Source organism: Microbulbifer sediminum (genome assembly GCF_021729035.1).
GTDB classification, from domain to species: Bacteria; Pseudomonadota; Gammaproteobacteria; order Pseudomonadales; family Cellvibrionaceae; genus Microbulbifer; species Microbulbifer sediminum.
The window spans coordinates 222,717-249,699 of sequence record NZ_JAJSAP010000001.1 but is presented as its reverse complement, the minus strand read 5'-3'; the positions used below and the strand labels follow the sequence as shown (position 1 = coordinate 249,699).

The window sequence follows — 26,983 nt, the reverse complement described above, 5'->3', positions numbered from 1 at the left end:
CCATACTTGTCTGAAGTAATGGATGGTCATTGAGGCGTGCGAATGCTTCCTCCCCCCCTCACACCCGAACAACTCTATCGGCAGTGCCCGCTGGAGTGGCTGCAACTGGAAGCCGAGCCGGACGAAATCGCCAAAACCCGGCCCTTCGGTCAGGACCGCGCATTGGAAGCGCTGGAATTTGCCCTGGACATGTCTGGCCGAGGCTACAACGTTTATGTTGCCGGCTCCGTGGGGCTCGGCAGGCATGCGCTGGTGCAGAGGCTTATCGGCGACTGGGCGCAAAAGCAGAAACAGGCCGACGACCTCTGCTATGTGCATAACTTCGGTGCAGACGACAAGCCGCGGGCCCTGGTGCTGCCCGCCGGCACCGCGCGCCGGCTGCGGCGCGATATCGACAGTCTTATCGAGCACCTGCTGACCGCAATTCCCGATATTTTCAAGAGCGACGAGTATCGCACGCGCCGCGACGAACTCAAGCAGCGGGTGGAGGAACGGGAGGAACATGCCTTTACCGACCTGGTGGAGCGGGCCAGGGCACTTGGCATAGGGGTGGTGCGTACCCCCTCGGGTTACACCATTGGCCCCCTGGAAGACGATGAATTTATCACCACTGAGGAGTTTTCCGAGCTGCCTGAAGAGGAGCAACAGCAGCTCACGGAGAATATTGAAAAGGTTAACGCCGACCTGAAGGAAACCCTTGGGCGCGCCCTGCGCTGGCACGAAAAGCTGGTCAAGGAACTAAAGCTCCTGGACCGCGAATTCCTCCATCTGGTTCTGGATGAGCCTATTGACTGGTTGCGCAAGCGCTACCAGGGCCTGGAGCAGGTGCAAAATGTTCTCGAGGACATCAAGCGGGGCGTCATCGAGTATGCTGATGACTTCCGCAACGCTGGAGAGCAGCTTCAGAAAAAGGGGTTAGCCCCGCAAAAGCTGGCTCGTGCGCGCGAATTTATCCGTTTTCATGTCAATATCCTCGTGGACAACGGTGATATCAGTGGTGCGCCTGTGGTTTACGAGGACAACCCCACCTATACCAACCTGCTGGGGCGTATCGAGCACGAATCGCAGATGGGTAACCTGACCACCAACTTCAACCTGATCAAGGGCGGTGCCCTGCACAGGGCCAATGGTGGCTGCCTGATCCTGGATGCGCACCGACTTCTGATGACGCCATTCGTGTGGGAAACCCTGAAGCGAGCGCTGCGCTCGCGGAAGATCAAAATCGAGCCGCTGGAAACGCAGCTGGGATTGCTGTCCACCACTACCCTCGAACCGGAGCCAATTCCACTGAGTTTAAACGTGGTCCTGATCGGCGAGCGTTGGCTCTTTTATCTGCTCGAGGCCTACGATCCTGAGTCCCGACAGCTGTTCAAAGTGTACGCCGACTTCTCCGAGGACACAGCGCGTGAGCGTGAAAGCGTGGCAGCTTATGCTCGGCGTACGGTCGCCCTGGCGATCGGGGAGAACCTGCGGCCGTTGTCGGCCGAAGCAGTGGCGCGGGTCGTGGAGCATGGGGCGCGGCTGGCCGGGGACGCAGAAAAGCTTTCCCTGCATAGCGAACGCCTGGCCGATCTGTTGCGCGAGGCAGACTACTGGTGCCGACGCGAGAACAGTGTGCGCGTGGAGAGATCGCATGTGCAGAAAGCCATAGACCAGTGCGAGTACCGACTACGCCAGCGGCAGGAGCGGCTGCAGGAAGCCATCGCCCGTGACATCCTGATGATTGACACCGCGGGGGAGCAGGAGGCACAGATAAATGGCCTGTCTTTAATTCAGTTCGGTGATATTGCCTTCGGTCATCCCACACGCATCACTGCCACCGCGCGCCTTGGCAGCGGCAAAGTAGTGGACATAGAGCGGGAGACAGAACTGGGTGGTCCCCTGCATTCCAAGGGCGTACTGATCCTCGGCGCCTTCCTCGCCAGCCGATACGCGCCTTCGCAGCCTTTGTCGCTCGTCGCCACCCTGGTGTTCGAGCAGTCCTATGGCCCCATCGAGGGTGACAGCGCCTCGCTCGCCGAACTCTGCGCGCTCCTGTCCGCGGTGGCTCAGGTACCCCTGCGCCAGAATTATGCGGTCACCGGGTCCGTCGACCAGCTGGGCCGGGTACAACCGGTGGGCGGCGTGAACGAGAAAATTGAGGGCTTCTTTGACGTCTGCAAAGAGCGCGGGTTAAGCGGCGAGCAGGCGGTCATTATTCCCGCAGCCAATGTGCAGCACCTGATGCTGAAGAATGAAGTGGTCGAGGCGGTACGCGCGATGCAATTTTCTGTCTATGCCGTACAGGACGTGGACCAGGCGCTGGCCCTGCTCACTGGCCTGGAGGCAGGCTGCCCCGACGATCAGGGCATGTATCCGGAGAAATCCTTCAATGGGCGGGTGCAGAAGCGCCTGCGTGATCTTGAGGACAGCCGCCTGCGCTTATTGCAGCGGGACCTGGAACAGCTGGAAGCAGGAAAAACAGACAAAAAAGGTGGTTCAAGGCGTACGTGAAGGCTACTTCTACCGAGAGGCCGAATGTCAGGCCCGGGGCAGTCGGGCGGCGGGATCTCTTTTTTTGGTTGTCTTTTATGTCATGGCTGTCATTGAATTTTTTCATGCCTGATGTGCCCTCGTGACTGGGGGCGGGGTTTTCGGTCAATTCGGGGATGGGTTTTCCGCACCAGCCACGACCAGAAGATGAGCCTCCGCATTATTTCTTTTAATTTGTAATGGTGGCCTCAGTTGGCGGGTAATTCAGTATCACCTGTAACAAGTTTTTCACCTGAGCCACTGGATTTTTGTCAATTGTCCTGAAGCATTGCTCGCTATGCCTGGTTTGCATAACCTGATTGCCCGATAAAAGTGCAGTCACAACAAATGACTGCCTGAATCATAATCACCGCACGTCCTGCCGGATAGCTGGTGGCGTGGGAGTCGGTGGCATAACCATAAAAACGATAAACGAGAGAGGACGGTCCCATCATGCGTAGATATTCATTCAAGCCGTTGTCACTGGCGATTGCCGCCGCCCTGGCCGTGCCGGCCTCCGGGGCTTTTGCCCAGGAGCAGGAAGACACCACGCCCAGTGCAGACAACCGTGTACTGGAAGAAGTGATTGCCACCGGTACCCGTCGGGAGGGCACATTACCCACCGAGACCCTGTCCCCTGTGGATGTGGTCGGTGGAGCGGACCTGGCAGACCAGGCGAGCTTTGACCTGACCGAGTCACTCACCAAGATTGCACCTTCGTTCAATACCCAGCGCTTCCCCATTGCTGACGGTACCGCGTTTATCCGCCCGGTGACACTGCGCAACCTGTCGCCGGACCAGACCCTGGTGCTGGTGAACGGCACCCGCCGCCATCGCTCGGCGCTGGTGAACCTGCAGGTGGCGCCACTGGGAACGGTAAACCAGGGTGCCCAGGCGGTGGACTTCTCGGCCCTGCCGTCCGCGGCGATCGAGCGGGTGGAGGTGCTGCGTGACGGCGCCTCGGCCCAGTACGGCTCTGACGCCATTGCCGGGGTGGTGAACGTCATCCTGAAGGACGATGCCGAAGGCATTAACGTATCCGCCCAGACCGGCGAGTACTTCGCCGGCGACGGTATGCGCAACAGCGTCTCCGCCAATGCCGGCTTCGCGCTGGGCGATCGCGGTTTCGTGAATGCCACCGTCGAGCACTCGACTGCAGACAAGACCTGGCGCGGCGCGGCCCGCCCGGACGCCGAGTACGTGGGCAGTATTGTCGGTGAAGAGCTGGTGCCGCTGGAGGGGCTCGGCCAGCGCTGGGGTGACCCGGAGGTGGAGACCACCAAACTGTTCGTGAACACCGGCTATGACATCAACGACAGCGTCGAGCTGTACGGTAACTTTGGTTATTCCGATAACCAAACTATTTCGGATTTCTTCTACCGCGGTCCGGTTCTGGATCCGCAGTATGAATTCACCGCCCGCGGTACACTGCAGGTGGATAGCGATGGCGACTTCATGCCGGATGCCGCGCCCCAGTCTCTGGTCGACGATATCCTCGGTCAGGGCCTGAGTCCGTCCGACTACCTGGTATCCGATGCGTCCAGCCCCAGTGGCTATGTACTGCGGAACCCGATCTATACCATGTTCCCTGGCGGCTATAACCCGCAATTCGGGGCCGATATCACCGATATGTCCGCTGTATTCGGGGCACGCGGAGAGCTTGCGGGAGGCATGACCTGGGACGTGCGTGCGCGCACTGCGGAAAACGAAGTCGCCTACGTGCTGAAAGACTCCATCAACCCGAGCCTGGGTGCGCTCTCGCCCACGACTTTCAATCCGGGGACGCTGACGCAGGAAGAGACCAGCCTTAATGCTGATTTTGTGAAGCCTGTCGAGCTGGGCGTATTTGCCTCGCCGCTGAACGTGGCCTTCGGCATGGAGTGGCGCCGGGAGACCTACAAGATTGGCGCGGGCGATGAGGCTTCGATTGTCTCCGGTCCTACAGCTGCCCAGTTCGGGGTCGGGTCGGACGGTTTCCAGGGCTTCCCGGTGGAAGCTGCCGGTAGCTACGACAGTGACAGTGTGGCGACTTATGTGGACCTTGAGGCGGACATCACCGATCGCCTGACTGCGGGTGCCGCGCTGCGCTACGAGGACTTCGACCAGTTCGGTTCCACTTCAGACTGGAAAGTATCTGGCCGATATGATTTCTCCGAGGCCTTTGCCCTGCGTGCGACCATGAACACCGGTTTCCGCGCGCCGACCCCGGGCCAGGTCAATACCCTGAACGTGACCACCACCGCGGATGCCAGCGGGAACCTGATTCCCAACGGCACCTACCCGGTCGATCACCCTGTAGCCGAAGCCCTGGGTGCGGTGCCTCTGGCCCCGGAGGAATCCTTCAGCTTTACCCTCGGTGCGGTCATCAATCCGTTCGATAACACCAGTGTCACTATTGACTACTACAGCATCGATATCGAGGACCGCCTGGCCCTGCGTAACAACACCATCGGTGCGGAGCAGGTTGCTCAGCTCAGTGCAGTCGGAATTGAGAATGCGGCCTTGCTGGAAGGCAGCAACGCCAACTTCTTCGTCAACGCCTATGATTCCGAGGTCAGCGGTATCGACCTGGCGATCACCAGTGACTTTGAGGTGGCGGGCAACCTGCTTGTAGTGGACCTGCGTCATAACCACAACCAGCAGGAGGTCACGGACGTTGCCCCGAACACGATCAACGATTTGCGCGTGTACGACCTGGAGAACCAGGTGCCGAGCGATCGCACTACGCTGACGTTCGATTACGACACTGGCGGCCTGGTGAACGGTTACCTGCGTTTCAATCGCTTCAGTGACTGGGAGTCTACAGGCGGGTTGTTTGGTTCCGCACCGGCGACCTACAGCAGTGAGGTACTGACAGACCTGGAGGTGACCTTCAACCTGGCCGAGAGCTACAAAGTAGCAGTCGGTGGGGAGAATATTTTCGACGTCGAGGCGGATGAGGAGGCGGACCCGACCCTGCAGTTCCTTGGTGTACGCCAGTCTCTCACCTCACCCTTTGGCTTTAATGGCGGCTTCTGGTACCTGCGCGCGAGCGCACAGTTCTGATCCGCCCAGTTGTAAGTAACAAAAAAGCCGGCGCTTGCGCCGGCTTTTTTGTGCGTCCTTGTTTTGGAGAAGTGATGCCAAAAAAGGCTCAGACTGGGCCCGCGGGCCGTGGGTCCTGCTCCTCATCATTGAGGAACAGCACCTCGGCGGTGCGGGCGGCGTTGTAGTTCATCATCAGTTGCGGTTCGTCGGTGAAGACGCCATCGGCGCCCATGGCGGCGACCAGGTGCAGGTCGTCAAGATTGTTGACGGTGAAGACGTAATTTCGCAGGCCACGACGCCTGGCGTCGGCAATCAGCTTAGCATCCACAAAGTCCAGGCTCAGGTGCATGGAGTAGGCCTGTAATGGCTCGGCACAGGCTGCCAGGTCCAGGGGAATGCTGCCCAGCAACACGCCGCGGCGCACATCCGGGAGCAGCTGCAGGCTCTCGTAAAGTTGCCGGTGATCGAAGGAAGACACCAGGTATTGCTCAAAGCTGGCGCCGGTATCGCGCACGTAGGCTTCCAGCTCCTCGGCCACCAGCGCGGCGCAATTGGGCCCCTTGATTTCAATATTGAGCTGGCAGTGGTTGCCCACTGTTTCCAGCACCTCACGCAGGGTGGGAACGCGCCCGCCGCAGGGCAGCAGTTTCTCGCGCAGGGCGTCGGGGCACAGGTCGGTAAGCAACTCACTGCCGGCGATCAGGCGGCCCAGGCGCCGGTCGTGCTTGACGAGCAACTGGCCGCCAATATTCCAGATATCGATCTCGATACCGTCCACGTCGAATTCCAGTGCATGCTCGATCGCCTGCAGGGTGTTCTCGGTGGCTTTCTGCCGGTAGCCCCGGTGGGCGAAGCAGAAGAGGGTGCCGGGTGTCTGCATAATTTGGTGCTCAAAAGTTGCTCACTACACACTGTGCCCCCGAAAGTATGACTTCCGAGTGACAGATGAGCCAAGGGGAATTGGTACGGATTCCAGGACTTTTGGCGGCTGAAGAGTCGCTCAGGCGCGATTCGGAACCGGTCAGTCCCCGGCCAGTGCGCGGTAGCGGCCGCGATGGAATACCAGGGGCTCGCCGCCACTGGCCCTGAAGTCCAGCACTTCACCCAGCAGGATGGTGTGGTCACCGCCCTCGATGCACTGGGCCAGGCGACAGTGGAACAGGGCTGCACAGTCATCCAGTAATGGAACCTCATGCGGGCCCGGTTGCCAGTGCACCTGGCCGAACTTATCGGCGCCACGACCGGCGAACAGGTTGGAGATATGCTGCTGGTCGGATTTGAGGACGTGTACGGCGAAGTGGCCTTCGGCGGTGAAGGCATCGTAGCCCAGGGACTGCTTGTCGATACTCCACAGGATCAGGGGTGGTTCCAGCGATACCGAATTGAAGCTGTTCACGGTCATGCCTACAGGCTGGCCGGCCGCATCGGTGGTGGTCACCACGGTCACGCCAGTGGCGAATAGCCCGAGCGTATCGCGCAGGGCGCGGTCCGGCTGGCTCGCGGGTGAGGTCGCTGTGGTGCTGTCTGTGGTCATACCGTCGTTTAAAAAATGAACAAATTTGGGGTTGGCGGCCATTCTACGCGAAAAACGGCTGTATTGCGCGTTTTGCAACTTGCGGCAAGTCATCGCTCCCGGGCGGGCCGCCTGTGGCGGCCCGCCCGGTGATTGACCTAGCGGTCGCTGTCCATCAGCGGCGCGCAGTCTGACACCAGCTGGTCCCGTGCGGTGATGCGGGACCCGGTGAGGGCAAAGCCCAGCAGGCGGCCGTCACTGTTGCGGAATTCTGCCTGGACTCCGTCACTGTCTGCCTGTACCTGCCAGTCGCCCTCGGTTCCGTGGGGCGGAGGGCACACCGTGACCGGTCGCAGTGTCGTCTTCACCGCCACCGGGATGACCCCGTAGTGTACGGGCCTGGGCTCACCTGCGAGGGTCTGCGCCAGTGCCCGGGCGCAGGCCATCAGGGGAGCCACGAAATAGAGCTGGTGGCCGTCGACCTCGGCGCAGTCGCCCAGGGCGAAGATGTTGTTGTCACTGGTACGCAGGTGGCGGTCCACCCGGATGCCCCGGCCAACGTCCACGCCGGCCATTCTTGCCAGGCCGGTATTGGCCTGTAGGCCCAGCGCCGCCAGCGCGATATCCGTCTCCAGGGTCTTGCCATTGTCCAGCTTGGCGCGCAGGCCGGTTCCGTTGCGGTCCAGACGGTTCAGGCGGCTGTTGGGATGGAAGCGCACTCCGGCACTTTCAAGCTTGCGCCGCAGGTCGCGACCGGCGGTCTCCGGCAGCAGGGTGGCCAGGGGCCAGGGCAGCGGGTCGACCACGTTCACTTCGTAGCCGGCCTGCACCAGGTCGTTGGCAAACTCGCAACCGATCAGCCCGGCGCCCAGCAGCAGCACGCGACGCCTGCCCGCCAGCGCGGTTCGGAATCCGTGGTAGTCGTCGAGGCTGTTGACGCGGAACAGGCGGGCCAGGCCATCGCCCTCGATGGCGGGCAGGGGACGGCAGCTGGCGCCGGTTGCCAGTACCAGCCTGCCGTAACGCAGGGTGGCCTGATGGCTGCCGTTGGCCGGAACCAGGGTCAGGATGCGCGCCGCTGCGTCGACATCATTGACCTGGGTATGCACCAGTACCTCAGCGTCCAGTTCCTGTGCCATCTCCTCGGCGGAGCTGTTGGCCAGCTGCTGGGGGGTCTTGCCGTGGGCCAGCGAGGCGGAGAGCAGTGGCTTGGAGTAAAAGGTGCCGTCATCCGCGCTGATCATTACGAGGGGGGTGGTGCGATCCAGCTTGCGGAACTCGCGCGCCAGGTTGTAACCGGCCAGGCCGGTACCGACGATGACCAGGGGATCGGCGTCGCTGTCGATGATTGCGGCCGGTGCCGGTTCGGCCGCTGGTGCCTCTGTGCCATCGGCTACCAGGACCATGTCGAACTCTTCCTTGCCCACGCCGCACTGTGGGCAGCACCAGTCCTCCGGGATATCCTCCCAGCGGGTACCGGGGGCAATGCCGTCCTCCGGCCAACCCTTGGATTCGTCGTACACCCAACCGCATACCATGCATTCCCAGATGCGGGTGCCCGGCTGTTTGGCGCTGGGCTGCGCTGGCGCAGACGGGCGCGTTCCTGTGTCAGGCGTGGTGTCAGGGGCCGGCTCGCTGGCAGCCTTCACTTCGAGCATGACGAAGTCTTCCTTGGCCGCGCCGCACTCGGGGCAGTTCCAGTCTTCCGGGATGTCCTCCCAGCGCGTGCCCGGGGCGATGCCGTCTTCCGGCCAGCCCTTGGACTCATCGTAAACCCAGCCACAGATCTGGCATTCCCAGACACGGTATTCAGTCATTACTCCCCCGACTTGATCATGCGTGTATGCGGTGTATGGCCGGGATTAACCTGGTACAACAGGAGGGCACTGCCGGCCCCGGGCCCGGCCCGGAAAGCATTGCAGTGTAAGGAAAATTGGCGGTTAAGTCTGCTACTCGACGTCGCGCTGGGCGATATTGGTCAGTGCGCTGTGATAGACCTCGGCAATCTCACCCGGGTGGATGACAGAAATTCCCAGGTCGTGCACCAGGCCGTCCCTGAGGCCGTAGACCCAACCGTTGACGGAAAGCTGCTGGCCACTGCGCCAGGCATCGCGGACGATGGTGGTCTGGCAGACATGAATCACCTGCTCGAGCACGTTCAGTTCGCACAACAGGTCGATGCGCTCTTTTTGCTGGAACAGGTCGACCAGGGTGTGGTGCTTTTCCCGCACGTCCTGGATGTGGCGCAACCAGTTGTCGATCAGGCCCAGCTGCTGGTTTTCCAGTGCCGCCTGGACGCCACCGCAGCCGTAATGGCCGCAGACAATGATGTGCTTGACCTTGAGAATCTCCACCGCGTACTGCAGCACTGAAAGGCAGTTGAGATCTGTGTGCACCACCACATTGGCCACATTGCGATGCACGAACAGTTCGCCCGGCAGCAGCCCGACAATCTCATTGGCGGGCACGCGGCTGTCTGCGCAGCCTATCCACAGATACTCCGGGGACTGCTGCTTGGAGAGTTTGAGAAAAAACTCCGGCTCTTCCCGTCGCGTGGCCTGGGACCATTGTTGGTTGTTTTTTAGCAGGTGTCTGAGCGGATGCAAGATGGTATCCCGGTATGAAGGGTTGCCGACCAACTGGTCGCGTAGAGAGGAGAGGATAGCCGGTTTGCCCGGCACGGCCAAGTTGCGCGGCTGCTGCCGGGGGCCTGAATCTGTTAAGCTGCGCCGGGTCCGGTTATTGTGATGCATGCAGCCAGTGCTGCCGCTACCGGAGCGAAAGCTTCCCACCATGAGGGTTTTGTCATTATGGCCCGACGTCGCCCAGCCCGGCTTTCCCTGCGCACTCGCCGCCGCGCCTTCCGCGCCACGCCTCTCTGTCGCCAGCGCATTCGTGTTCGCTGGCTGTTGAAACAGCGAACGCGTGTTCGCAGTTACAAGCGGTTGTTTCGTGAAGACCAAAACGGCGAGCGGAATGAGAATGATGCCGGTTCCTGACCCCTGCCCAGGGCTCCACATACCGGCCGCTCACAGGAAACAAAGCAATTGCCACCAGTAAGGAGAAAGTGATGACCAGCAACCAAACTGAAGCTGCAGCGGCGCCGGCCGCATCTGTCGAGGTCTGCCTGGCGGATTACTCTGACCAGCGCCAGGGGGCGGATATCGTGGCTCTGATGGATCACTACTCGCGCGACCCTTTTGGGGGTGGCGAGCCGCTCAGTGAACACTGCCGCGCGGAGCTGGTGCAAAAGCTTGCGGAATTTCCGGGGGCTTTCAGTGTGCTCGCGTACAGCGCGGGACGGGCGGTCGGGCTGGTCAATTGCTTTACCGGTTTCTCCACCTTCAAATGTGCGCCCCTGGTCAATATCCACGATGTGGTGGTGCACCGCGATGCCCGGGGTGCCGGTATCTGTGCGGCCATGCTGGAGCTGGTGACAGCGGAGGCGCGTGCCCGCGGCTGTTGCAAGCTGACCATGGAAGTCCTGGAAAAGAACCTGCCGGCGCAGACGGCCTACCGGAAGGCAGGCTTCAAGCCCTACATCCTGGATGAGTCCCATGGCGCGGCGCTCTTCTGGGAGCGCTACCTCTGATGCCTGAGATGCCGGAAAGCGGTGTATGCGAATGCACTCCCGGCAATGCTCATTCCACCGGGCGCGGAGCTGTCTTTCCGGTGGGCGGTCGCCGTTCCCGGCCAAGCGCATAAAGCGTGATAGAGGCGACCAGTGTGGCGCCAACCAGCAACCCGGCCAGCGGGGCGGCGGGTGCCCAGTGGTATATCCAGCCGCCCAGGACGAAACCCAGTGTATAGCCGCCGGTATGCAGCGCGGTGAGGCGGCCGAACTGGCGGCCGCGTCCGGAATGGTAATGAGCCGCGATGAGTGCGGTATAGCCTGGGACCAGCAGGGCGGTGCCGGCGACGAGCGTGAACAGCCCCAGTAACGCTCCCCGGTTGCCCAGGGCCGCGTTGATGATTGCTGCGCCCGCCATAAGCAGCACCGCGCCCAGTGCCAGGACGGTGCGAGAATCTGCCAGCTTATTTACCAGGGTTGATTGAACCACAAAACCACAGCAGGCGGCGGCAACCAGCAACAACGCCGTTGCCGACGCAGCCTCTCTGACCCCAAGACCGTAAAAATCTGATAACACCGGGCCCAGTGCCAGTTGCAGTTGTCCGATAACGGTGGTGCCCAGCAGGGCAATTGCAAACAGGGACAGAGGGGGAAGGCCGCTGTGGACGGCTGGCGCCGCACTGCCGGGAGCGCGGCCCGATTCCCGGTCGCCCGGTATGGCCAGCAGGCAAAACAAGGGCAGCAGGACCAGCCACCCCAGTGCCCAGAGGCCCCCGACGGCGAGTCCCGCCAGTGCGAGCACCGGCCCCAGCCCCCGGCCCAGGTTTGCCGCCGCCGAAAGAGAAACCAGTGCCGGGAGTTCCCGGCCGCGGCCGGCGTATTCGACAGTCCAGGCCTGGCAGGCCGGGTAAATCCCGGCTGCGCAGCAGCCGTAGAGCGCCCGGCTGAAACCCAGCAGGAACAGGGCGCTGGTACCGGCAACTATTCCCTCAGCCAGCATCACCAGCAGGGCGACAAACAATACCTGTGCCAACAGGATCCCGTACAGGCCGGCCAGCAGTATCGGCCGGCGGTTATAGCGATCGCTCGCGTGTCCCCAGGCCGGGGAGGCGACCATCAGGAACATTGTCCCCAGACCCATGAGACTGCCGATTGCCCCAGGGCCGAGGCCGCATTCCCGGGCGATCACCGGTACCAGTGACAACAGGATCACCTGAACAGCGCCCTGGCTGGCTACGACCCACCGCAGCCTGGTCGTCCCATTGTTACCCCTGTTACCCCTCATCCCGACTACTCATCTCCATTGTTTGGGGGCGGCGCATTGTGGCCGCCACGTAGGTGTTGTCTGCAGGCTCCGGAGGAAAAATTTTCCAGGAGCCGTTGCATGGAGTGAAAATTACCTGCATGATTTTACGAATGCAAACGATTATTGTTTAGATTAATGGTTTATTGCCCGGGAACTGTGCCGGTCAGGGCGGACGCAGTCTTCCTGCCTCCGGCCTGAGCTGAAGCACAGGTCGCGGAACAGGAAGCCGGGGATACAGGAGTTATCATATGCCTGAGGTGATGCGGGGTTCACGGCAACAGCGGGAAGAGGGAGTGGCAGGAACCGGAAGCCCGGAAGCTGAAAGGTTGTCCGCCAACAGCTTCTTCAATGCCCTGTTGCGGGAAAGCGGCGCGGGACGCTGGTACAGCGGTGAGGATATCGAAGTCCCCGATCCGGTCAGTGTCCCCGCAGTGGCTATCGACCTGAAGGAAAGTAATGCCCGGCTGTGGATTGGAGTTCGTTATCGCAGCCTGGCGGGGCGACACCAGTTTGAATTGCCATTGCTGCTGGAGCGCGGTTGCAAGCGATGCGAAGCACTTTCCCTCGCCGAAGTAGCGGTGCTGGTGGCACGGGAAAAAAAGTTCTTCCCAGAGGCGGCACCTGATTCCCGGCAGGAATTTGTTGAGCGCACTTCAGCGAGCGTTCGCAACATGGCGCTGGCACTGGATGCCCGGCAAGGGGACCTGGCACGAATATTCCTGGCGCCCCTGGATTTTGCCGATGCCGAGCAGGCATTGCTTAGTGGGCATGCAATGCACCCAACCCCGAAAAGTCGTGAGCCCATGACCGACGAGGAGGCCGGGCTTTACGCCCCCGAGTTTGGCGGTGATTTCCCGTTGCAGTGGCTGGCAGTGGACCCCGGGCTCCTTGGTGGAAAGAGCGGTACCAGTGAGCCAGCGGAAAAGCTTGCTTACCGTCTCTGGCGGGAGGAGGGCAATGGTCAATCGCTTCCCGATGGATATATTCCGTTTCCGGCGCATCCCTGGCAGTGGCATAACCTGCGTCGCGACGCCCGTGTCGGTGCATTGCTCGATAGCGGTGGACTTGTGGTGCTGGGCCATGGGGGCAGGCCGTGGCGCGCCACCTCTTCGTTGCGGGCGGTGTACGGCGAGCACAGCCCCTTTATGTTGAAATTTTCCCTGAGCCTGCGCCTTACTAATTCCCTGCGCACCCTGTTGCCGAAGGAAATGGCACGGGGACTGGAAGTTCCCCGGGTACGCAGCACGCCGGTGGGACGAGAGTTTGCTGCGCGTTACCCGGCATTTACCGTACTGGCGGAACCTGCCTACCTCCTGCTGCGTGACGTCCAGGGAGAACCCATCAGCGAAAGCCTGGTGCTGTTCCGGGAAAACCCCTTTCTCGGGGCCGGCGCCCGTAACGCTTGTGTCCTCGCCACCCTGACCCAGGACCATCCGGGGCAGGGGCACTGCCGGGCGGCGCAAATGATCCAGCGACGGGCGCTGGCCCTGGGATTATCCCGGGCGGAGGCAACGCGCGAGTGGTTCGGGCGCTTCCTCGATGTGGTGATCGAGCCGCTGATGATTGCCCAGGCCGATTACGGCCTCCTGTACGGCGCCCACCAACAGAACCTTATTATTGCTTTTGCCGATGATTTGCCCCGGGCGGGATTTTTCCGGGACTGCCAGGGCACAGCCTACAGCCCACTTGGGAAAGCACTCCTGCATCCCTACCTGCCGGGCCTGGCCACCGACAGTGAGAATTTGCTCGATGAGACTATGGCCAATCGCCTGTTTGTTTATTACCTGGTGGTCAACAGCTGTTTTGGGCTGATCGGCGCCCTGGGCGCTGCGGGGCTGTTGCAGGAGGCTGCATTACTGGAGCAGCTGCGCGGTCGGCTGCAGGAACTTGCCCGCGGCCCGCGCCGGGACCCCACATGCCTGGATTATCTGCTTACTGCGGGCCAGCTCTGGGCCAAGGGCAATTTCCGCTGCGCCATGCGCGGTATGAATGAGACCACCACGGACAATCCACTCGCGATCTATCACCAAATGGATAACCCGTTGCTGGAGCCTGCATCAACCGCGGGAAGCACGGGCACATCAACCAGCCAATAAACGAGATAAGGAATTCAGCATGAACAGCCATTGGGCGGTGGCCAAAACAACCGTTACAACTACCGATTCCCGGGATTGGGAGGAGTCCGGAATTTCACCTGACGGGCGCAGCTGGTATCGCCGAGGCAGTGAAATTTCCTGCGAACTGGGCGCGGGCCGGCAACTCAAAATCACACTGGATATGGACCAACGGCGGGCATTTTTCAGTGATTCCGGGAATGTGGGAGTGGGCACGGAAGCCGGCCGGATTGACTCCTGGATCGACTGGTTGTTCGCGCACTACCGGAGCCTCGAGAGTATTGTCCTTGATGGCAACCTGGTTTCGTCCCTGGGCAAGGCGGTCCGGTCGATTACCCGCGCCCGGTTTTTCCAGGATGCCCGCTGCTGGTACCGGGGATCGAATGGGGGCAGGCTGCCCCTGGAATGGGCTGCGGGGGAGGTTGGGAGTCCCCCTCAACCCTTGCGCCCGGCGATTCCGGCGGGAGAGGTCTTCCGGCGGCACTGCCATGAACTGGGAATGGATTTCAGTCTGCGCAGGATCGATCCGGCCCTTGATACCCGGCGTTTTGTCGACTGGATGAACCAGCCCAGGGTGGCGGAATTCTGGGAAGAGGAGGGCAATGCGGAGAAGCAGCGGCGATATATCGACAAAGTGCTGGCTGCGCCGCACAAGGATCCCCTGATCGCATCGTTTGACGACCGTCCGTTTGCCTACTTCGAACTCTACTGGGCAATGGAGGACCGGCTGGGCGAATACTATGATGCCCAACCATTTGACCGGGGACTACATCTTCTTGTCGGCGACCCCGCATTCCTCGGTCGCCACTATGCCTATGCATGGCTCGATTGCATCTTTCATTTTATGTTCCTGGACGATACCCGCACCACGCGCCTGGTGGGGGAGCCGCGCGCCGATAACCGGGGCATCCTCAAGTATGTCGAAAGAATGCCGGGGTGGCGCAAAGTAAAGGAGTTTGACTTCCCACACAAACGCGCTGCGCTGGTTATGGGGGAGCGCGATGCGTTCTTCCAGGGCATGGCTGGAGGTGACCACTGTGACTGAAGCTGACACGAAACTTGTGCCGGCACGGCTGGTAGAGAATGACTGGGATCGCGCAAATAGCGCCCTCACTGCCAAGTCCCTGGGAGAGCTCTGCTATGAACAGGCACTGCTGGCGAAGCGACAGAGACGGGGTCGATATTGTGTCGTGCTCTCCTCGGGAGTGCGCTATGAATTTTCTGCACGCGTGTCGATCTGGGGATGGCTGGATATCGACTACAACAGTGTCGAACGGGTGACCGTTGGGGGGCGCCGGAGAGCTGTCGACGCGGCCCAGTTTTTCATTGACGCGGGCGAGGACCTGGAGCTGCGGCCGGCCACTCTCGGAAACCTGCTGCATGAAACCGCCAACACCCTGGCCGCGGATATGGCCCTCCTGGCGGCGCGGCGAGGCCTCGATGCAGATACCCTGGCGCAGCTTCCGGATGAGCAACTCCAGTGCCTGCTGGATGGACACCCGAAGGCGATTGTCAATAAAGGCCGTATCGGCTGGGGAGCCTGGGAATATGCCCGTTACGGCACCGAGTCCGGTGCCGCCGTGCGGCCGGTGTGGCTGGCGGTAAAGGCCCGGCTGGCAGTCCACAGCCGCAGTGGCGACTGGAACTGGCAGGAACTGCTGGCGCAGAGCCTTGATGATGGGGAGTCAGAACGCCTGACCGCGACCTGTCTTTCCCTCGGCATCAGCTGGGGGGAATACCTGCCATTGCCGGTTCATCCCTGGCAATGGCACCGGTATGTCCGCCACCAGTACGCCGCAATGATTGCCCGGGGCGATATACGGTTGCTGGGTGAGTTCGGCGATGAATATCTCCCGCAAGTGTCCCTGCGCACCCTGTCGAACCTGCAGCGGCCGTCGGCATTACATCTCAAACTGCCGCTGACAGTGCTCAATACATCCTGCTACCGCGGTATCCCCGGCCGGTACATGGAATGTGGGCCGGCCCTTTCAGAGTGGGTGCAGGGCCTGTGCGAGCACGATCCGCAAATGGCAAGCCGGGGGACCGGGGTGATGCGGGAGGTCGCCGGCATCCATCTGCCTCATCCACATCATGAACAGGTCATGGGTACACCTTATCGCTACCGTGAGCTGCTGGGCGTGACCTGGCGCGAGAGCGCCAGGGCAAAGTGCGCGGCCGGAGAGCGGAGCCTGCTGATGGCATCACTGCTGCAATGTGATGAAGACGGCAGATCCGTTGTTGCGGCTCTCATCGATTCCTCCGGCCTGGAGGCAAGGCAGTGGCTGCAGCAGTTGTTTGAAAAGGTCGTCATACCGCTTTACCACCTGCTTTGTCGTTACGGCGTTGGCCTTGTAGCGCACGCGCAGAACCTGACCTTGATAGTGAACGATGCAGTGGTAAAGCGCGTGCTGCTGAAAGACTTCCAGGGCGACCTGCGCCTGGCAGAGGGGAACTTCCCCGAGCGTGACTCACTGCCGGACAGCGCTGGCCGTGCACTTGCCCGGTTACCGGCAACACACCTGCTTCACGACCTGTATACCGGCCATTTTGTCACCGTGCTGCGCTACCTGTCGGCGCAACTGGAGCAGGAGATTGCACTACCAGAACGAGACTTCTATCGCCTTCTGGCGGGAGTATTACGGAATTACCAGGAAGAGGCGCGGCGACAGTGGCCCGGGATGCGGGAGCGATTTTCCCATTTCGATTTGTTCCGGCCCGACATGGAGCGTGTGTGTATCAATCGTGTTCGCCTGCAGCAGGGATACGATGATACCCATGAGAGACCCGTGCCTGTACTCGGCACACCCCTGCAGAATCCTCTGTGGCTGGTGGAACAAGAAAACGTTGATCACGGACTTCAATAAGGCACTACTATGGACACCCCTCTCGACCTGGCCGGCATCGGCGCCGGTCCCTTTAACCTGGCTGTGGCGGCACTGTTGCACCGGCAACCCCTCGCTTACTGCTTTTTCGACCGCAAGCCCAGTCACTCCTGGCATCCGGGTTTGATGCTGCCCGGAGCGGAACTGCAGACATCGTTCCTGAAAGACCTTGTGACACCAGTGGATCCTACCAATCCTCACAGTTTTCTCGCCTACCTGGTCGCAAGGCGGCGATTCTATGATTTCCTCAATGCTGACCAGAAGGCTGTAGGCCGGCGGGAGTTTGCCGATTACCTGGGATGGGTTGCCGGACAACTGGTCGACTCGAACCGGCTGCAAATGGGCTCCGACGTACAGGAAGTGCGCGACCGGGGAGATTTCTTTGAGCTGGAGCTCGAGGTTTCCGGGGCGCGAAAGACAGTGCCCACGCGCAACCTCTGTATTGCGGCGGGCAAGGAGGCCTATGTGCCTGATTGCGCCCGCCCCCTGCTCTCGGACCATTGTTTCCACGCGCTGGAGACAGGCTTGCGTCAACCGAAAGTCGAGGGCCGACGGGTGGCTGTTGTGGGTGGAGGCCAGACCGGAGCGGAGCTGGTGCTCAACCTGCTCGATGGCCACTGGGGCAAGCCGCAGCAGGTCCAGTGGGTTTCCCGGCGCCAGAACTTTCTCCCCCTCGATGAATCGCCCTTCACCAACGCCTGGTTCACCCCCGATTACGTGCATGTTTTCCACCGCCTGCCGGCGCTGCGACGGGAGGGCCTTGTCGAGGCACAGAAGCTGGCATCTGACGGGATCTCTACCACGACCCTGAAGGCACTTTACCAGCGTTTTTACCAGCTGGTGCACCTGGACGGGGAGGGTGACCGAATTGTGTTACTGCCGGGGCGTGAGTTGCGCGATATCTCCCGCACAGGTAGTTACGAGCTGGGCATGTTCAATTCCCACGCCGGAGAATTGGAGAGCTGCCGTGCGGACCTGATTATCCTCTGCACCGGCTTGAGGGAAATGTTGCCGGATTGTCTGTCGACCCTGCGAGACCGTTTCGCGATGGACGGGCGGGGACGTCTGGTCCTGAGTGCTGATTTTGCCGCGGACCTGCAGGATGCTGGCGAGCGCCAGGTCTATGTGCTCGGCAGCGGCCGTTACACACATGGGATCGCCGAGCCACAACTCAGTCTCGCCGCGTGGCGCGCTGCGCGGGTCATCAATGACCTGATGAATCGGCGGATTTACGATACCGGGCAGGCAGGGGGAATCCTGCAGTGGTCGACGCGGGAGGAGATGGTTTCTGCCGTGGCCTAGAAAAAGTTTATCCCGGCCAGCTGCGTCCGTGGTTCTATTGCCGAATCCGGATCCTGTCGATCGCCAGCTTTGTAATCGCAATACGCATGATGAGCGGGCTGCACCAAGCTGGCGCAAATACTACTCTGGGTCCCCTGTCGCGCCAATCGCGGCGCTTTTCTCTCCCCATGTGCAATACTTTTTTTTGCATGAGTCCGGTGTATTCACAGGGTTGTGATCACAGGGCATGGAGGAGGTTAACAATGCGATTGAAATCAAACCTGGCGCAGGGACGCTATTACTACAGCTGCGACGGCCGTGAGATGCCGGTGCGGGATTACTGGCAGCTGGGTGAGGATGAGGAAGGGCGCCAGGTTCTGATTAGCCAGCGCCTGGTGGGATCCGAGCGCTTCGGGCTGGAGGTTGGTGCAGTGCTGGACCGGGGCCTGGTGACCGAGTGCCAGCTGAGCTGGCACGACGAGGTGGACGAGGTCACCGCCCACTACCGTTTGCTGGGGAAGAGTGGTGGCGACCCGGTGCTCGGTGACGATATCGAAGCGCAATGGACCGGTCCCAATGGCCCGCAGGAGGCGCGGCTCAGTGGCTGCGCACGGCTGCTGTTTCCCCTTATGCGAATCTTCATGGGCCCGCTACTGCTGAAACTGCAGCAGTCCGAGCGGGGACTGGAAGTGGTTTCCCCCGATATCGTTGATCCCTCGCAGCGGGGTAAGCTGCTCGCGCCCCGCGTCAGTCACAGGACAGCGCGGCTTATGTCCAGTGTCGGCGCCAACCAGGGTACCCATGAGCTGGGCCCTGATGTTGTCGGCTATATCTACCAGGGCGACGAAGCGGAGCGCGACGCGCATTGTTACGTCGACAAGCGGGGACTCCTGGTCGGATATGACTGGCCTTCCAGCACGGGCCGCTTGTGGCAGGTCAGGCTACGGGACCTGGAGTGGTCCGGTGCGTTCGGCGCGCTGGTGTGATCGTCACTTCCAAGCGGTTCGAACGTACCAGGTCTATTATTCGGAGGGTGTCCGGGCTTTAACAGGGAGTAAAAGCCGTGTCGTATGCCCCCAGGGATTCGCGGGCAGCCTGCCTCATAATTCTGTTTTGTCTCGCAGTGCCATTTGCTTCCGGGCAGGAGTCCCGCGCTGTGCGTGAGGACTGTATTCCCTCCGTCGCCAGCCCCGGGGGGATGGATTCCGGGGAGCAGGGGCAGTGTGCCGAAGACGTCACACCGCCTCGCCCGGGGCCGGGCCAGCGGGAATTGCCTGTCGCTACCGAGGGACCCATACGCCCCCATGCGAGCGACAGGGTAGAGGCGGTTCGGGAGGCCGCACGCAACCGGTTTTCTCTCGCCTCGCATAAGGTGAATTACGTCCTGCCGGCCTCTTACAACGAGGCTCTCAGCGAGCAAGCCGGTCCGCGCGGGCAGGCATACCGGGACCTGGAAGTGCAATTCCAGTTGTCCGTGCAGGTGCCGGTATGGGGCGGATTCCTCGGGGAGTCCTCCTTTGTCAGCCTGGCTTATACCAATCGCAGCTTCTGGCAGGCTTATAGCAGCTCGGGACCCTTCCGGGAGGTGAGCCATGAGCCTGAGGTGATCGTGACCTGGCTCAGCGACTGGAAACTTCTCGGAGTTCGCTGTGTGGCCAGTCAGGTGGGCGCCAGCCACCAGTCCAATGGTCGTGGCGATGAGTTCTCCCGGGGCTGGAACCGGGTGTATGCAAACTTCATGTTCGAACGCGGCGACTTCTTTCTCAACTTCCAGCCCTGGTACCGCCTGCCAGAACCCGGTTATGGCAATCCCGATATCGAGTTCTACCTCGGGCATTTCCAGCTGCACGGTGGCTACCGTGCGGGCAGCCACAGTGCGTCATTTGTCGTGCGCAATAACCTCCGCTCCGAGAATCGAGGTTCTGTAGAGCTGCGCTGGAGTTTCCCAATTGGCGGCCGTTTGAACGGTTTTGTCCGCTACTTCAACGGTTACGGTGAGACCCTGGTGGATTACAGCCGGATGCAGGAGTCCCTGGGGGTCGGAATTGAGCTGGCGCGGGGGCTCTAGGCTCGATAATTAAAAGGATTTCGATGTCATGTCTGGGCCTTGGCGAAAGGGGGCCGGGCCACCGGGAGTAGGCTGTTACCCCGTGTGCAACGCAATACACCAAACGAGCCAGCTTGCGGCGGTTATTGTTTTCCCGGCGGCGAACACGTGTATCATGCCGACAGCAGTTTAGCGGCGGTTGCCGGCTTTGATTACGGGAGGGGAACTTGTCGGAGAGTCGATTTTCGCTGGGTCTGGCGACGATTCTTTTGCTACTGGGCGCGGTACCCGCGACAGCGCAGCAGGAGGGAGTCATGGAACCGGGGCGACTACCGGATGATAACAGGGCGGCCGGCGGCGCTGAGACTATGGGTGCCAATACGGAAAACGCCGGTGCCGACAGTGTGTTTTCCGAAGAGCTGACCATTGAGGAGCGTGAACAGGCGTGTCTGCGGGAGCAGCTGCTGGTGGCACCCGCGAGTATTACGCTGGAGGAAATGCGCCGTTTCTGTGCCACCCGGGCGCGGGAAGCTCCGGAGGAGCGGGAGCCGCAGCCTGTGTTTGGCACCGTAGCTGAACCCCCGCCGGGAGAGACAGAAACCACTGTGGCGCCAGAGTCCAGTAAGGCGGCCCAGGCGATTCGCGATGCTGCCAATAACCCTTTTACCCTGGCCTCCCACAAGGTCAACTATCTGCTGCCGGTCGTCTATAACCCTGCGCCGAATGAGGCGGGGCTGGAGGAATTCCCGGTCGAAGGCGTGGCTATCGACCTGGATGAAATTGAAGTGCAGTTCCAGCTCTCGGTCCAGGTTCCTGTCTGGCGAGGCTTCCTGGGCAAGGCCTCTTTCATGAGCCTGGCCTATACCAACAAGAGTTTCTGGCAGGCGTATAATTCAGATGTTTCCTCTCCCTTTCGTGAGACCAATCACGAGCCCGAGCTGATCGTGACCTGGCTCAACGACTGGTCCCTGTTCGGTTTCCAGAACGTGGCCAACCAGCTGGCGCTCAACCACCAGTCCAATGGCCGCACTGATCCCCTGTCGCGCAGCTGGAACCGGGTTTACGCGAACTTATTCTTCGAGCGGGACAATGTCATCGTCAGTTTCAAGCCCTGGTATCGTATTCCGGAGGATCGGGATGACGATGACAACCCGGATATCGAGGCCTACCTGGGCCACTTTGAACTGGCGGGGACCTATAGCGGGAGTGGCGGCCACAGTGTGTCCGTGATGTTGCGCAACAACCTGCGTTCGGATAACCGGGGTGCTTTTGAGTTGCGCTGGGGTTTTCCGCTGGGCAGCCGGGTACGGGGATTCGTCAAGTATTTTACTGGTTATGGGGAAAGCCTGATCGATTACGACGAATCGGTGAATACGCTCGGCATAGGGTTTGAGCTGGCCCGGGGCACGCAGTAACGGGCAGCCCCGGGGCGTGGCAACAGGGAGGCTTTTGACGGATACTGGGGGGGCCCGGATACCCGGGCCCACCGGCAGGGTACAAGCAAGAGGAGCGAGCATGGGATTTGAAGACACCTATCGTCTCAGTGCCCACGCCGTCATTACCAATGAACTGGGTGAGGTACTGCAGCTCAGGGCAACCTACGCCGATCGCAACTGGGGCCTGCCCGGTGGGGCATTGGATCCGGGCGAAACGATCCATGAAGCGCTGTTGCGGGAATGCCGGGAGGAACTTGGGCGGGAGGTCCGGATCGACTACCTGAGCGGCGTGTATTACCACCGGGTATATCGCTCCCATGTCTTTATCTTCCGCGCTCACTTTGCGGATCACGGCGCCATAGCCCTTTCTGACGAACATTCCGAGCTGGCCTATTTTGCCGTGGATCAGCTTTCACCGGTGCAGCGGCAGCGCGTACAGGAGTGCCTGGCCTTCGATGGTCGGGTGCGCAGCGACAAGTTCTGACCCCCCAATTGCTGGCCCCCCGGGGCTGACGCGACTTTCACCTGGTTCCTTTGCATACCCCTTCGCTCGTACTGAAGCCCTGAAAAATCAGTAAGTTAAGTCCGTGAGCGACATCCGGGCAGCGCTTCAGGGGCTATGCTGATGGGGTGAGTTACCCTATTGGACCGCGAGTATGCCTGACCTGGGCAATCTGACTGAACGCCGCCAGCCACTGGAGTGCAGGGTCGTGCTGATCAGCCCGGACTCGCAGCTGGCGGGGGACTGGGTTGAGGCACTGAATATAACCGCCGCCCAGCATGAGAACCCCTTCGGGCTGCGCTTCGAGTCAGTGCCGCTGCCCGGGGTCGACCGGATGATGCGCGAAGAGACCCACCTGCAGGCCCTGATTGTCGATGCCGGGATAGAACCTGCCGGCCTGGCTTCGGCAGAGCAGCTGGTGGACCGGCTGCACGGGTTCCGGGCGCAGCTGGACATCTTCCTGGTCGCACAGGATTGCTCCCTGTCAGTTTCTGCCCGCCAGCGCTTTGACGAGTTATTCGACCGGCGTGAGGGCAACTTCAACCAGATGTTCCGGCTGGTGCAGGCCTTTATCGCCCGCCGTGCCTCCACTCCCTTTGCCGATACCCTCAAGGCCTATGTCTTCAGTGCCCGTGATGCGTGGCATACGCCGGGCCACTCCGGCGGTGACAGCCTGCGTAACAGTCCCTGGGTCAGTGATTTTTACCGCTTTATGGGGGAGCATATCTTCAATACGGACCTGTCGGTGTCGGTACAGGTGCTGGACAGCCTGCTGGAGCCCCACTCGGTCATCCAGGAGGCACAGGACCTGGCCGCCAAGACATTCGGCGCCGAACACACGTTCTTCCTGACCAACGGCACTTCAACGGCCAACAAGGTAGTGATCCAGCAGGTCCTGGGCGGTGGGGGCAAGATTATCGTCGACCAGGCCTGTCACAAGTCTGTGCATCACGCCATCGTGATGAACCGCTGTGAACCGGTGTACCTGAAGTCCACCCTGCACCCACAGTACGGTATTTACGGACCGGTGCGTCGCGCGGACCTGGAATGGGCACTGGAGGAGCATGGCGATGCCCGGCTGCTGGTAGTGACCTCCTGTACCTACGATGGACTTCGCTACGACCTGCAGCCCATCATCGAACATGCCCATCGCCAGGGAGTGAAAGTACTGGTGGATGAAGCCTGGTTTGCCCACGGCTACTTTCACCCGGAGCTGCGTCCCACCGCACTTGAGTGTGGCGCTGACTATGTCACCCAGAGCACCCACAAAATGCTGTCGGCCTTTTCCCAGGCCAGCATGATCCATGTGCAAGACCCGGATTTCGACGAGTTCCGGTTCCGGGAAAACCTTAACATGCATGCCTCCACCAGCCCCCAGTATGCGATGATTGCCAGCCTCGATGTGGCCCGCAAGCAGATGGCAATGGAAGGCTACAGCTGCCTGCGACGCTGCATGCTGATGGTGGACAAGCTGCGCCGGGCCCTGGATGAAACCGGTGTCTTCCGCGCCCTGGACCTCGATGACCTGATTCCCGCGCCGTTGGCAGGTGACAACATCCGGCTGGACCCGACCAAGGTGACTATCGATATTTCCGCCAGTGGCTATTCGGGCAAGGAAATGCAGATCCGGCTTTTCGACCAGTACGGTATCCAGGTGGAGAAAACCACCTACAACACGGTGAGCGTGCTGGTGACGCTGGGCAGCACCGAGAGCAAGCTGCTGCGACTGATTCATGCTTTCAAGCAGCTGGCGCAGCACCAGCGCCGCCGTCCACACATCGGCAGCCCCCGGCGCCTGCCGGAATTCACCCGACTGACCTGCCTGCCCGCGGATGCCTATTTCTCCGACGCCGAGGAGTTGCCGCTGATGGATAACGGTATCCAGGCCGAGCGACGCCTTGTCGGACGTACCAGTGCTGACGAAATAGTGCCTTACCCGCCCGGAATTCCGGTGCTGGTGCCGGGGCAGGAAATATCCGCCGAAATCGTCCAGTTCCTGCAGCTGTTGCTGCAGGCCCAGACTGCAACCGAAATCCACGGGCTGATTTTCCGTTCTGACGAACCCCTGTTGCGGGTGGTGCGTGAGCGACCGCCCCTGGAGCCCGAATCGGGTGAGAGTGAACCTCCGGCTGAATAGTCACGTATTCCGGGTACACTCCAGGGCAACTGGCAACAATTGCGAGAGAATCAGGAGGTCATGTGGCAGACAGGCCCCACGCCGAGCCGGAATCCATCCTCGTGGCCGGCGCCAGTGGCGGTATCGCGCACGCATTACTGGAGGAAGTTGCGGCCCGCTGGCCTGGCGCGCAGCTGCTGACCACCAGTCGTGAACAGGAGCTGGAAACCGATATCGCGCACCGGCACTGCACGGTGGAGCTCTCGGAAGCGGATTCGGTGGAGGCTGTGCGAACATTTCTCCAGCGGCAGGGGCCGGCACCGTCCTGGGTGGTGCACTGCTGCGGTATCCTTCACGACGACAGCCATGGGCCGGAAAAATCCCTCGCTCAGTGCCAGGATGACTGGCTGCTGCATTCTATGCGCATCAACGTACTTACCCACCTGCACCTGGCCCAGGCTGTGGCGCCACTACTGAAAAAACACCGACCATTCCTGTGGGCGTCACTGTCCGCCAAGGTTGGCAGCATCGAGGATAACGGGCTGGGGGGCTGGTACAGTTACCGCATGAGTAAGGCCGCCCTCAATATGCTGGTGCGGAACCTGTCAATCGAGTGGGGGCGCAAGGTGAATGAGTGCTGCGTGGTTGCGGTACACCCGGGCACCACGGATACCGCTCTGTCAGGGCCGTTCCAGGAAAATATCAGAGAGGACAAGCTGTTCAGCCCGGCAACCAGTGCCGGGCGTATAGTCGATGTACTTCAGCAGCTCAGCCGGGATAAAAGCGGCAGGCTGCTGTTCTGGGATGGAGGGGTTCTGCCCTGGTAGTGCCGGTCAGGAAAGCAGGGGGTTGCCGCGCTCGATAATCCTGTTCGTGTCCAGCCCGATGGGGAGGGTGCCGGTGCTGTGGGCGCCGTCGCTATCCAGGCGGGACGCAATAAAAGCCTCTGCCACAGCGCTGTCGCCGCCCTGCACCAGCAGGTGGGCCTGCATGGTCAGGGCCAGCCTGTCCACCAGGTGGCGTGCCCGGTACTCCAGCTGGTCCAGGTTGGCCAGCTCGTTTTTCAGGTTGGTCACGGCGCGGTCCAGGTGGCCGTCGGCGCCGGAGCTTCGTTCCAGTTCGTCATACCAGGCCAGCAATACTGCCGGTGTCTTGCCGATCGCACGGAGCACGTCCAGTGCCTGGATATTGCCCGAGCCCTCCCAGATAGCGTTGATGGGGGCATCGCGATACAGGCGTGCGGTGACAAAGTTTTCCACTACGCCATTGCCGCCAAGACACTCCATGGCCTCGTAGGCGTGGTGCGGTGTGCGCTTGCAGACCCAGTATTTCCCCACCGCCGTGCCGAGGCGCATCAGCAGTTGCTGCTGCTCGTCGTCCTGGTGATCGAGTGCTTGGGCCATACGCATGGTAATGGCGATCGAGCCCTCGACTTCCAGTTGCAGGTCCGCCAGGACATTCTGCATCAGTGGCTGGTCCAGCAGGGTCTTGCCGAATGCGTTGCGGTGTGCGGCGTGGTGAATTGCCTGCACAACCGCCTGGCGCTGGCCGGCGGACGAGCCGATCATGCAATCGAAACGGGTGGCGGAAACCATTTCGATAATGGCGTTGACTCCGCGCCCCTCCTCGCCGATCAGCCACCCCAGCGCGCCGCGCATTTCCACCTCGGAAGAGGCGTTGGAGACATTGCCGGATTTGTCTTTGAGGCGTTGTACCTGCAGTGGGTTCTTGCTGCCGTCCGGGCGCCAGCGCGGCACCAGGAAACAGGACAGCCCGCCCGGTGCCTGCGCCAGCATAAGGAAGGCGTCGCACATGGGGGCGGACATAAACCACTTGTGCCCCACCAGTTCATAGGCGTTCAGGCTGCCGTCACCGGTGAGCCGCACAGCGCGGCTGGTATTGGCTCGAACGTCCGAGCCTCCCTGCTTTTCCGTCATGCCCATACCGATGGTGAGTGCGGCCTTTTCGGTGTAAGGACGGTTGCTGTAGTCATAACCGCGGGCGGTAACCTTGGGAAGCCACTCGGCCGCCAGGTGGGGATTGAGCTTCAGTGACGGCACTGAGGCAAATGTCATGGTGATGGGGCAGCCGTGACCCGATTCCAGCTGGCTGTGCAGATAATACTTGGCGGCGCGTGCGACGTGTGCCCCGGGCTTGGGATCTGTCCAGGGCGCACTGTGCAGGCCCTCGCTCAGGGCCAGTTGCATCAGCTGGTGGTAGGCCGGGTGATAGCGCACCAGGTCGACGCGGTTGCCGGTGCGATCATGGCTATCGAACCTGGGCTTGTTCTCGTTGGCGAGAAACCCCCGCTCAATCATCTCCGGTCGCCCGCAGACCTCGCCATAGCGCTGCAAGTCATCCTCCGCCCAGTGACCGCCGTTGTGGTTGACGGCATCACGCAGGGCAGCGTCGCCGGCAAACAGATTGTGTCCTGCCAGCGGTGGCGTCTGGTTGGTGACTTCGTGGGTACTGGCTGAGTCGGCGCTGGGATCCACTTCGCGCATGAAACACCTCGGTGGTAGTTGGTTTTATTCTGTGTCGCCCCGGACCCGGCAGGGGGCAACCTATAATCTAGCCAATGTAGCCCCGGCCGGGGTCAAAGCAAACCGTAAATCCTGCCAAAGCCGGTGATCTTTTATATGCCGGCAGCGAGCAGGCAGGGAAGGCAAGAGGAAAA

19 protein-coding genes are annotated in these 26,983 nt (G+C 61.2%); 13 read left to right on the top strand and 6 right to left on the bottom strand.

The window, feature by feature from the left end; genetic code table 11:
- Window positions 1-42 precede the first annotated feature (42 nt).
- Window positions 43-2,493: a Lon protease family protein gene (locus tag LVD11_RS01025; protein WP_237055070.1), complete on the top strand. Its 2,451-nt coding sequence runs from the start codon at window positions 43-45 to the stop codon at window positions 2,491-2,493.
- 471 nt (window positions 2,494-2,964) lie between these two features.
- On the top strand, window positions 2,965-5,556 hold the full coding sequence (locus LVD11_RS01020) for a TonB-dependent receptor plug domain-containing protein (RefSeq protein WP_237055067.1): 2,592 nt from the start codon (window positions 2,965-2,967) through the stop codon (window positions 5,554-5,556).
- Window positions 5,557-5,644: 88 nt separating this feature from the next.
- Here LVD11_RS01020 and LVD11_RS01015 read toward each other — a convergent pair whose 3' ends face one another.
- The 4 genes from LVD11_RS01015 to can all read right to left on the bottom strand — a co-directional run bounded on the left by LVD11_RS01015 (window position 5,645) and on the right by can (window position 9,657).
- Window positions 5,645-6,418, bottom strand: a complete 774-nt coding sequence (locus tag LVD11_RS01015; protein WP_237055065.1) for a glycerophosphodiester phosphodiesterase — start codon at window positions 6,416-6,418, stop codon at window positions 5,645-5,647.
- Between the two features lie 141 nt (window positions 6,419-6,559).
- Entirely contained in the window at window positions 6,560-7,072 is a 513-nt protein-coding gene (locus LVD11_RS01010) for a flavin reductase family protein (RefSeq protein ID WP_237055063.1), read from the bottom strand.
- A 137-nt stretch (window positions 7,073-7,209) separates the two neighbouring features.
- The gene (locus LVD11_RS01005) at window positions 7,210-8,868 is read right to left on the bottom strand and encodes an FAD-dependent oxidoreductase (RefSeq protein WP_237055061.1); all 1,659 of its coding nucleotides are present in this window, start codon (window positions 8,866-8,868) and stop codon (window positions 7,210-7,212) included.
- 132 nt (window positions 8,869-9,000) lie between these two features.
- Window positions 9,001-9,657, bottom strand: coding sequence for a carbonate dehydratase (can, locus tag LVD11_RS01000; RefSeq protein ID WP_237055058.1), 657 nt, complete (start codon window positions 9,655-9,657; stop codon window positions 9,001-9,003).
- A 464-nt stretch (window positions 9,658-10,121) separates the two neighbouring features.
- Here can and LVD11_RS00995 point away from each other — a divergent pair, with 464 nt between their 5' ends.
- Window positions 10,122-10,643, top strand: coding sequence for a GNAT family N-acetyltransferase (locus LVD11_RS00995; RefSeq protein WP_237055055.1), 522 nt, complete (start codon window positions 10,122-10,124; stop codon window positions 10,641-10,643).
- Window positions 10,644-10,692: 49 nt separating this feature from the next.
- On the opposite strand, the gene LVD11_RS00990 is transcribed toward LVD11_RS00995, so the two are convergent.
- Window positions 10,693-11,907 carry an MFS transporter gene (locus LVD11_RS00990; protein ID WP_369413296.1) on the bottom strand — a complete coding sequence of 405 codons (1,215 nt, stop codon included), beginning with the start codon at window positions 11,905-11,907 and terminating at the stop codon, window positions 10,693-10,695.
- A gap of 269 nt (window positions 11,908-12,176) precedes the next feature.
- Here LVD11_RS00990 and LVD11_RS00985 point away from each other — a divergent pair, with 269 nt between their 5' ends.
- From LVD11_RS00985 to LVD11_RS00940, 10 genes are all read left to right on the top strand, one after another.
- Window positions 12,177-14,024, top strand: coding sequence for an IucA/IucC family protein (locus LVD11_RS00985; RefSeq protein ID WP_237055051.1), 1,848 nt, complete (start codon window positions 12,177-12,179; stop codon window positions 14,022-14,024).
- 19 nt (window positions 14,025-14,043) lie between these two features.
- Complete coding sequence (locus LVD11_RS00980) at window positions 14,044-15,087, top strand: GNAT family N-acetyltransferase (protein ID WP_237055049.1); 1,044 nt, start codon at window positions 14,044-14,046, stop codon at window positions 15,085-15,087.
- Window positions 15,080-16,906, top strand: coding sequence for an IucA/IucC family protein (locus tag LVD11_RS00975; protein ID WP_237055047.1), 1,827 nt, complete (start codon window positions 15,080-15,082; stop codon window positions 16,904-16,906). The genes LVD11_RS00980 and LVD11_RS00975 overlap by 8 nt, the downstream gene beginning before the upstream one ends.
- Before the next feature lie 9 nt (window positions 16,907-16,915).
- Window positions 16,916-18,226 carry a lysine N(6)-hydroxylase/L-ornithine N(5)-oxygenase family protein gene (locus LVD11_RS00970; protein ID WP_237055045.1) on the top strand — a complete coding sequence of 437 codons (1,311 nt, stop codon included), beginning with the start codon at window positions 16,916-16,918 and terminating at the stop codon, window positions 18,224-18,226.
- Window positions 18,227-18,468: 242 nt separating this feature from the next.
- The gene (locus tag LVD11_RS00965; RefSeq protein ID WP_237055043.1) at window positions 18,469-19,191 is read left to right on the top strand and encodes a hypothetical protein; all 723 of its coding nucleotides are present in this window, start codon (window positions 18,469-18,471) and stop codon (window positions 19,189-19,191) included.
- Window positions 19,192-19,361: 170 nt separating this feature from the next.
- The gene (locus tag LVD11_RS00960; protein ID WP_237055041.1) at window positions 19,362-20,273 is read left to right on the top strand and encodes a phospholipase A; all 912 of its coding nucleotides are present in this window, start codon (window positions 19,362-19,364) and stop codon (window positions 20,271-20,273) included.
- A 206-nt stretch (window positions 20,274-20,479) separates the two neighbouring features.
- Complete coding sequence (locus LVD11_RS00955; protein ID WP_237055039.1) at window positions 20,480-21,667, top strand: phospholipase A; 1,188 nt, start codon at window positions 20,480-20,482, stop codon at window positions 21,665-21,667.
- A 100-nt stretch (window positions 21,668-21,767) separates the two neighbouring features.
- The gene (locus tag LVD11_RS00950) at window positions 21,768-22,172 is read left to right on the top strand and encodes an NUDIX hydrolase (RefSeq protein ID WP_237055037.1); all 405 of its coding nucleotides are present in this window, start codon (window positions 21,768-21,770) and stop codon (window positions 22,170-22,172) included.
- Between the two features lie 172 nt (window positions 22,173-22,344).
- On the top strand, window positions 22,345-24,327 hold the full coding sequence (locus LVD11_RS00945) for an aminotransferase class I/II-fold pyridoxal phosphate-dependent enzyme (protein ID WP_237055035.1): 1,983 nt from the start codon (window positions 22,345-22,347) through the stop codon (window positions 24,325-24,327).
- 62 nt (window positions 24,328-24,389) lie between these two features.
- Entirely contained in the window at window positions 24,390-25,133 is a 744-nt protein-coding gene (locus tag LVD11_RS00940) for an SDR family oxidoreductase (protein WP_237055034.1), read from the top strand.
- A 6-nt stretch (window positions 25,134-25,139) separates the two neighbouring features.
- Here the strand turns inward: LVD11_RS00940 and LVD11_RS00935 are convergent, their stop codons facing one another.
- A complete protein-coding gene (locus LVD11_RS00935; protein ID WP_237055032.1) occupies window positions 25,140-26,810 on the bottom strand; it encodes an acyl-CoA dehydrogenase family protein in 1,671 nt (556 codons plus the stop codon).
- Window positions 26,811-26,983 lie beyond the last annotated feature (173 nt).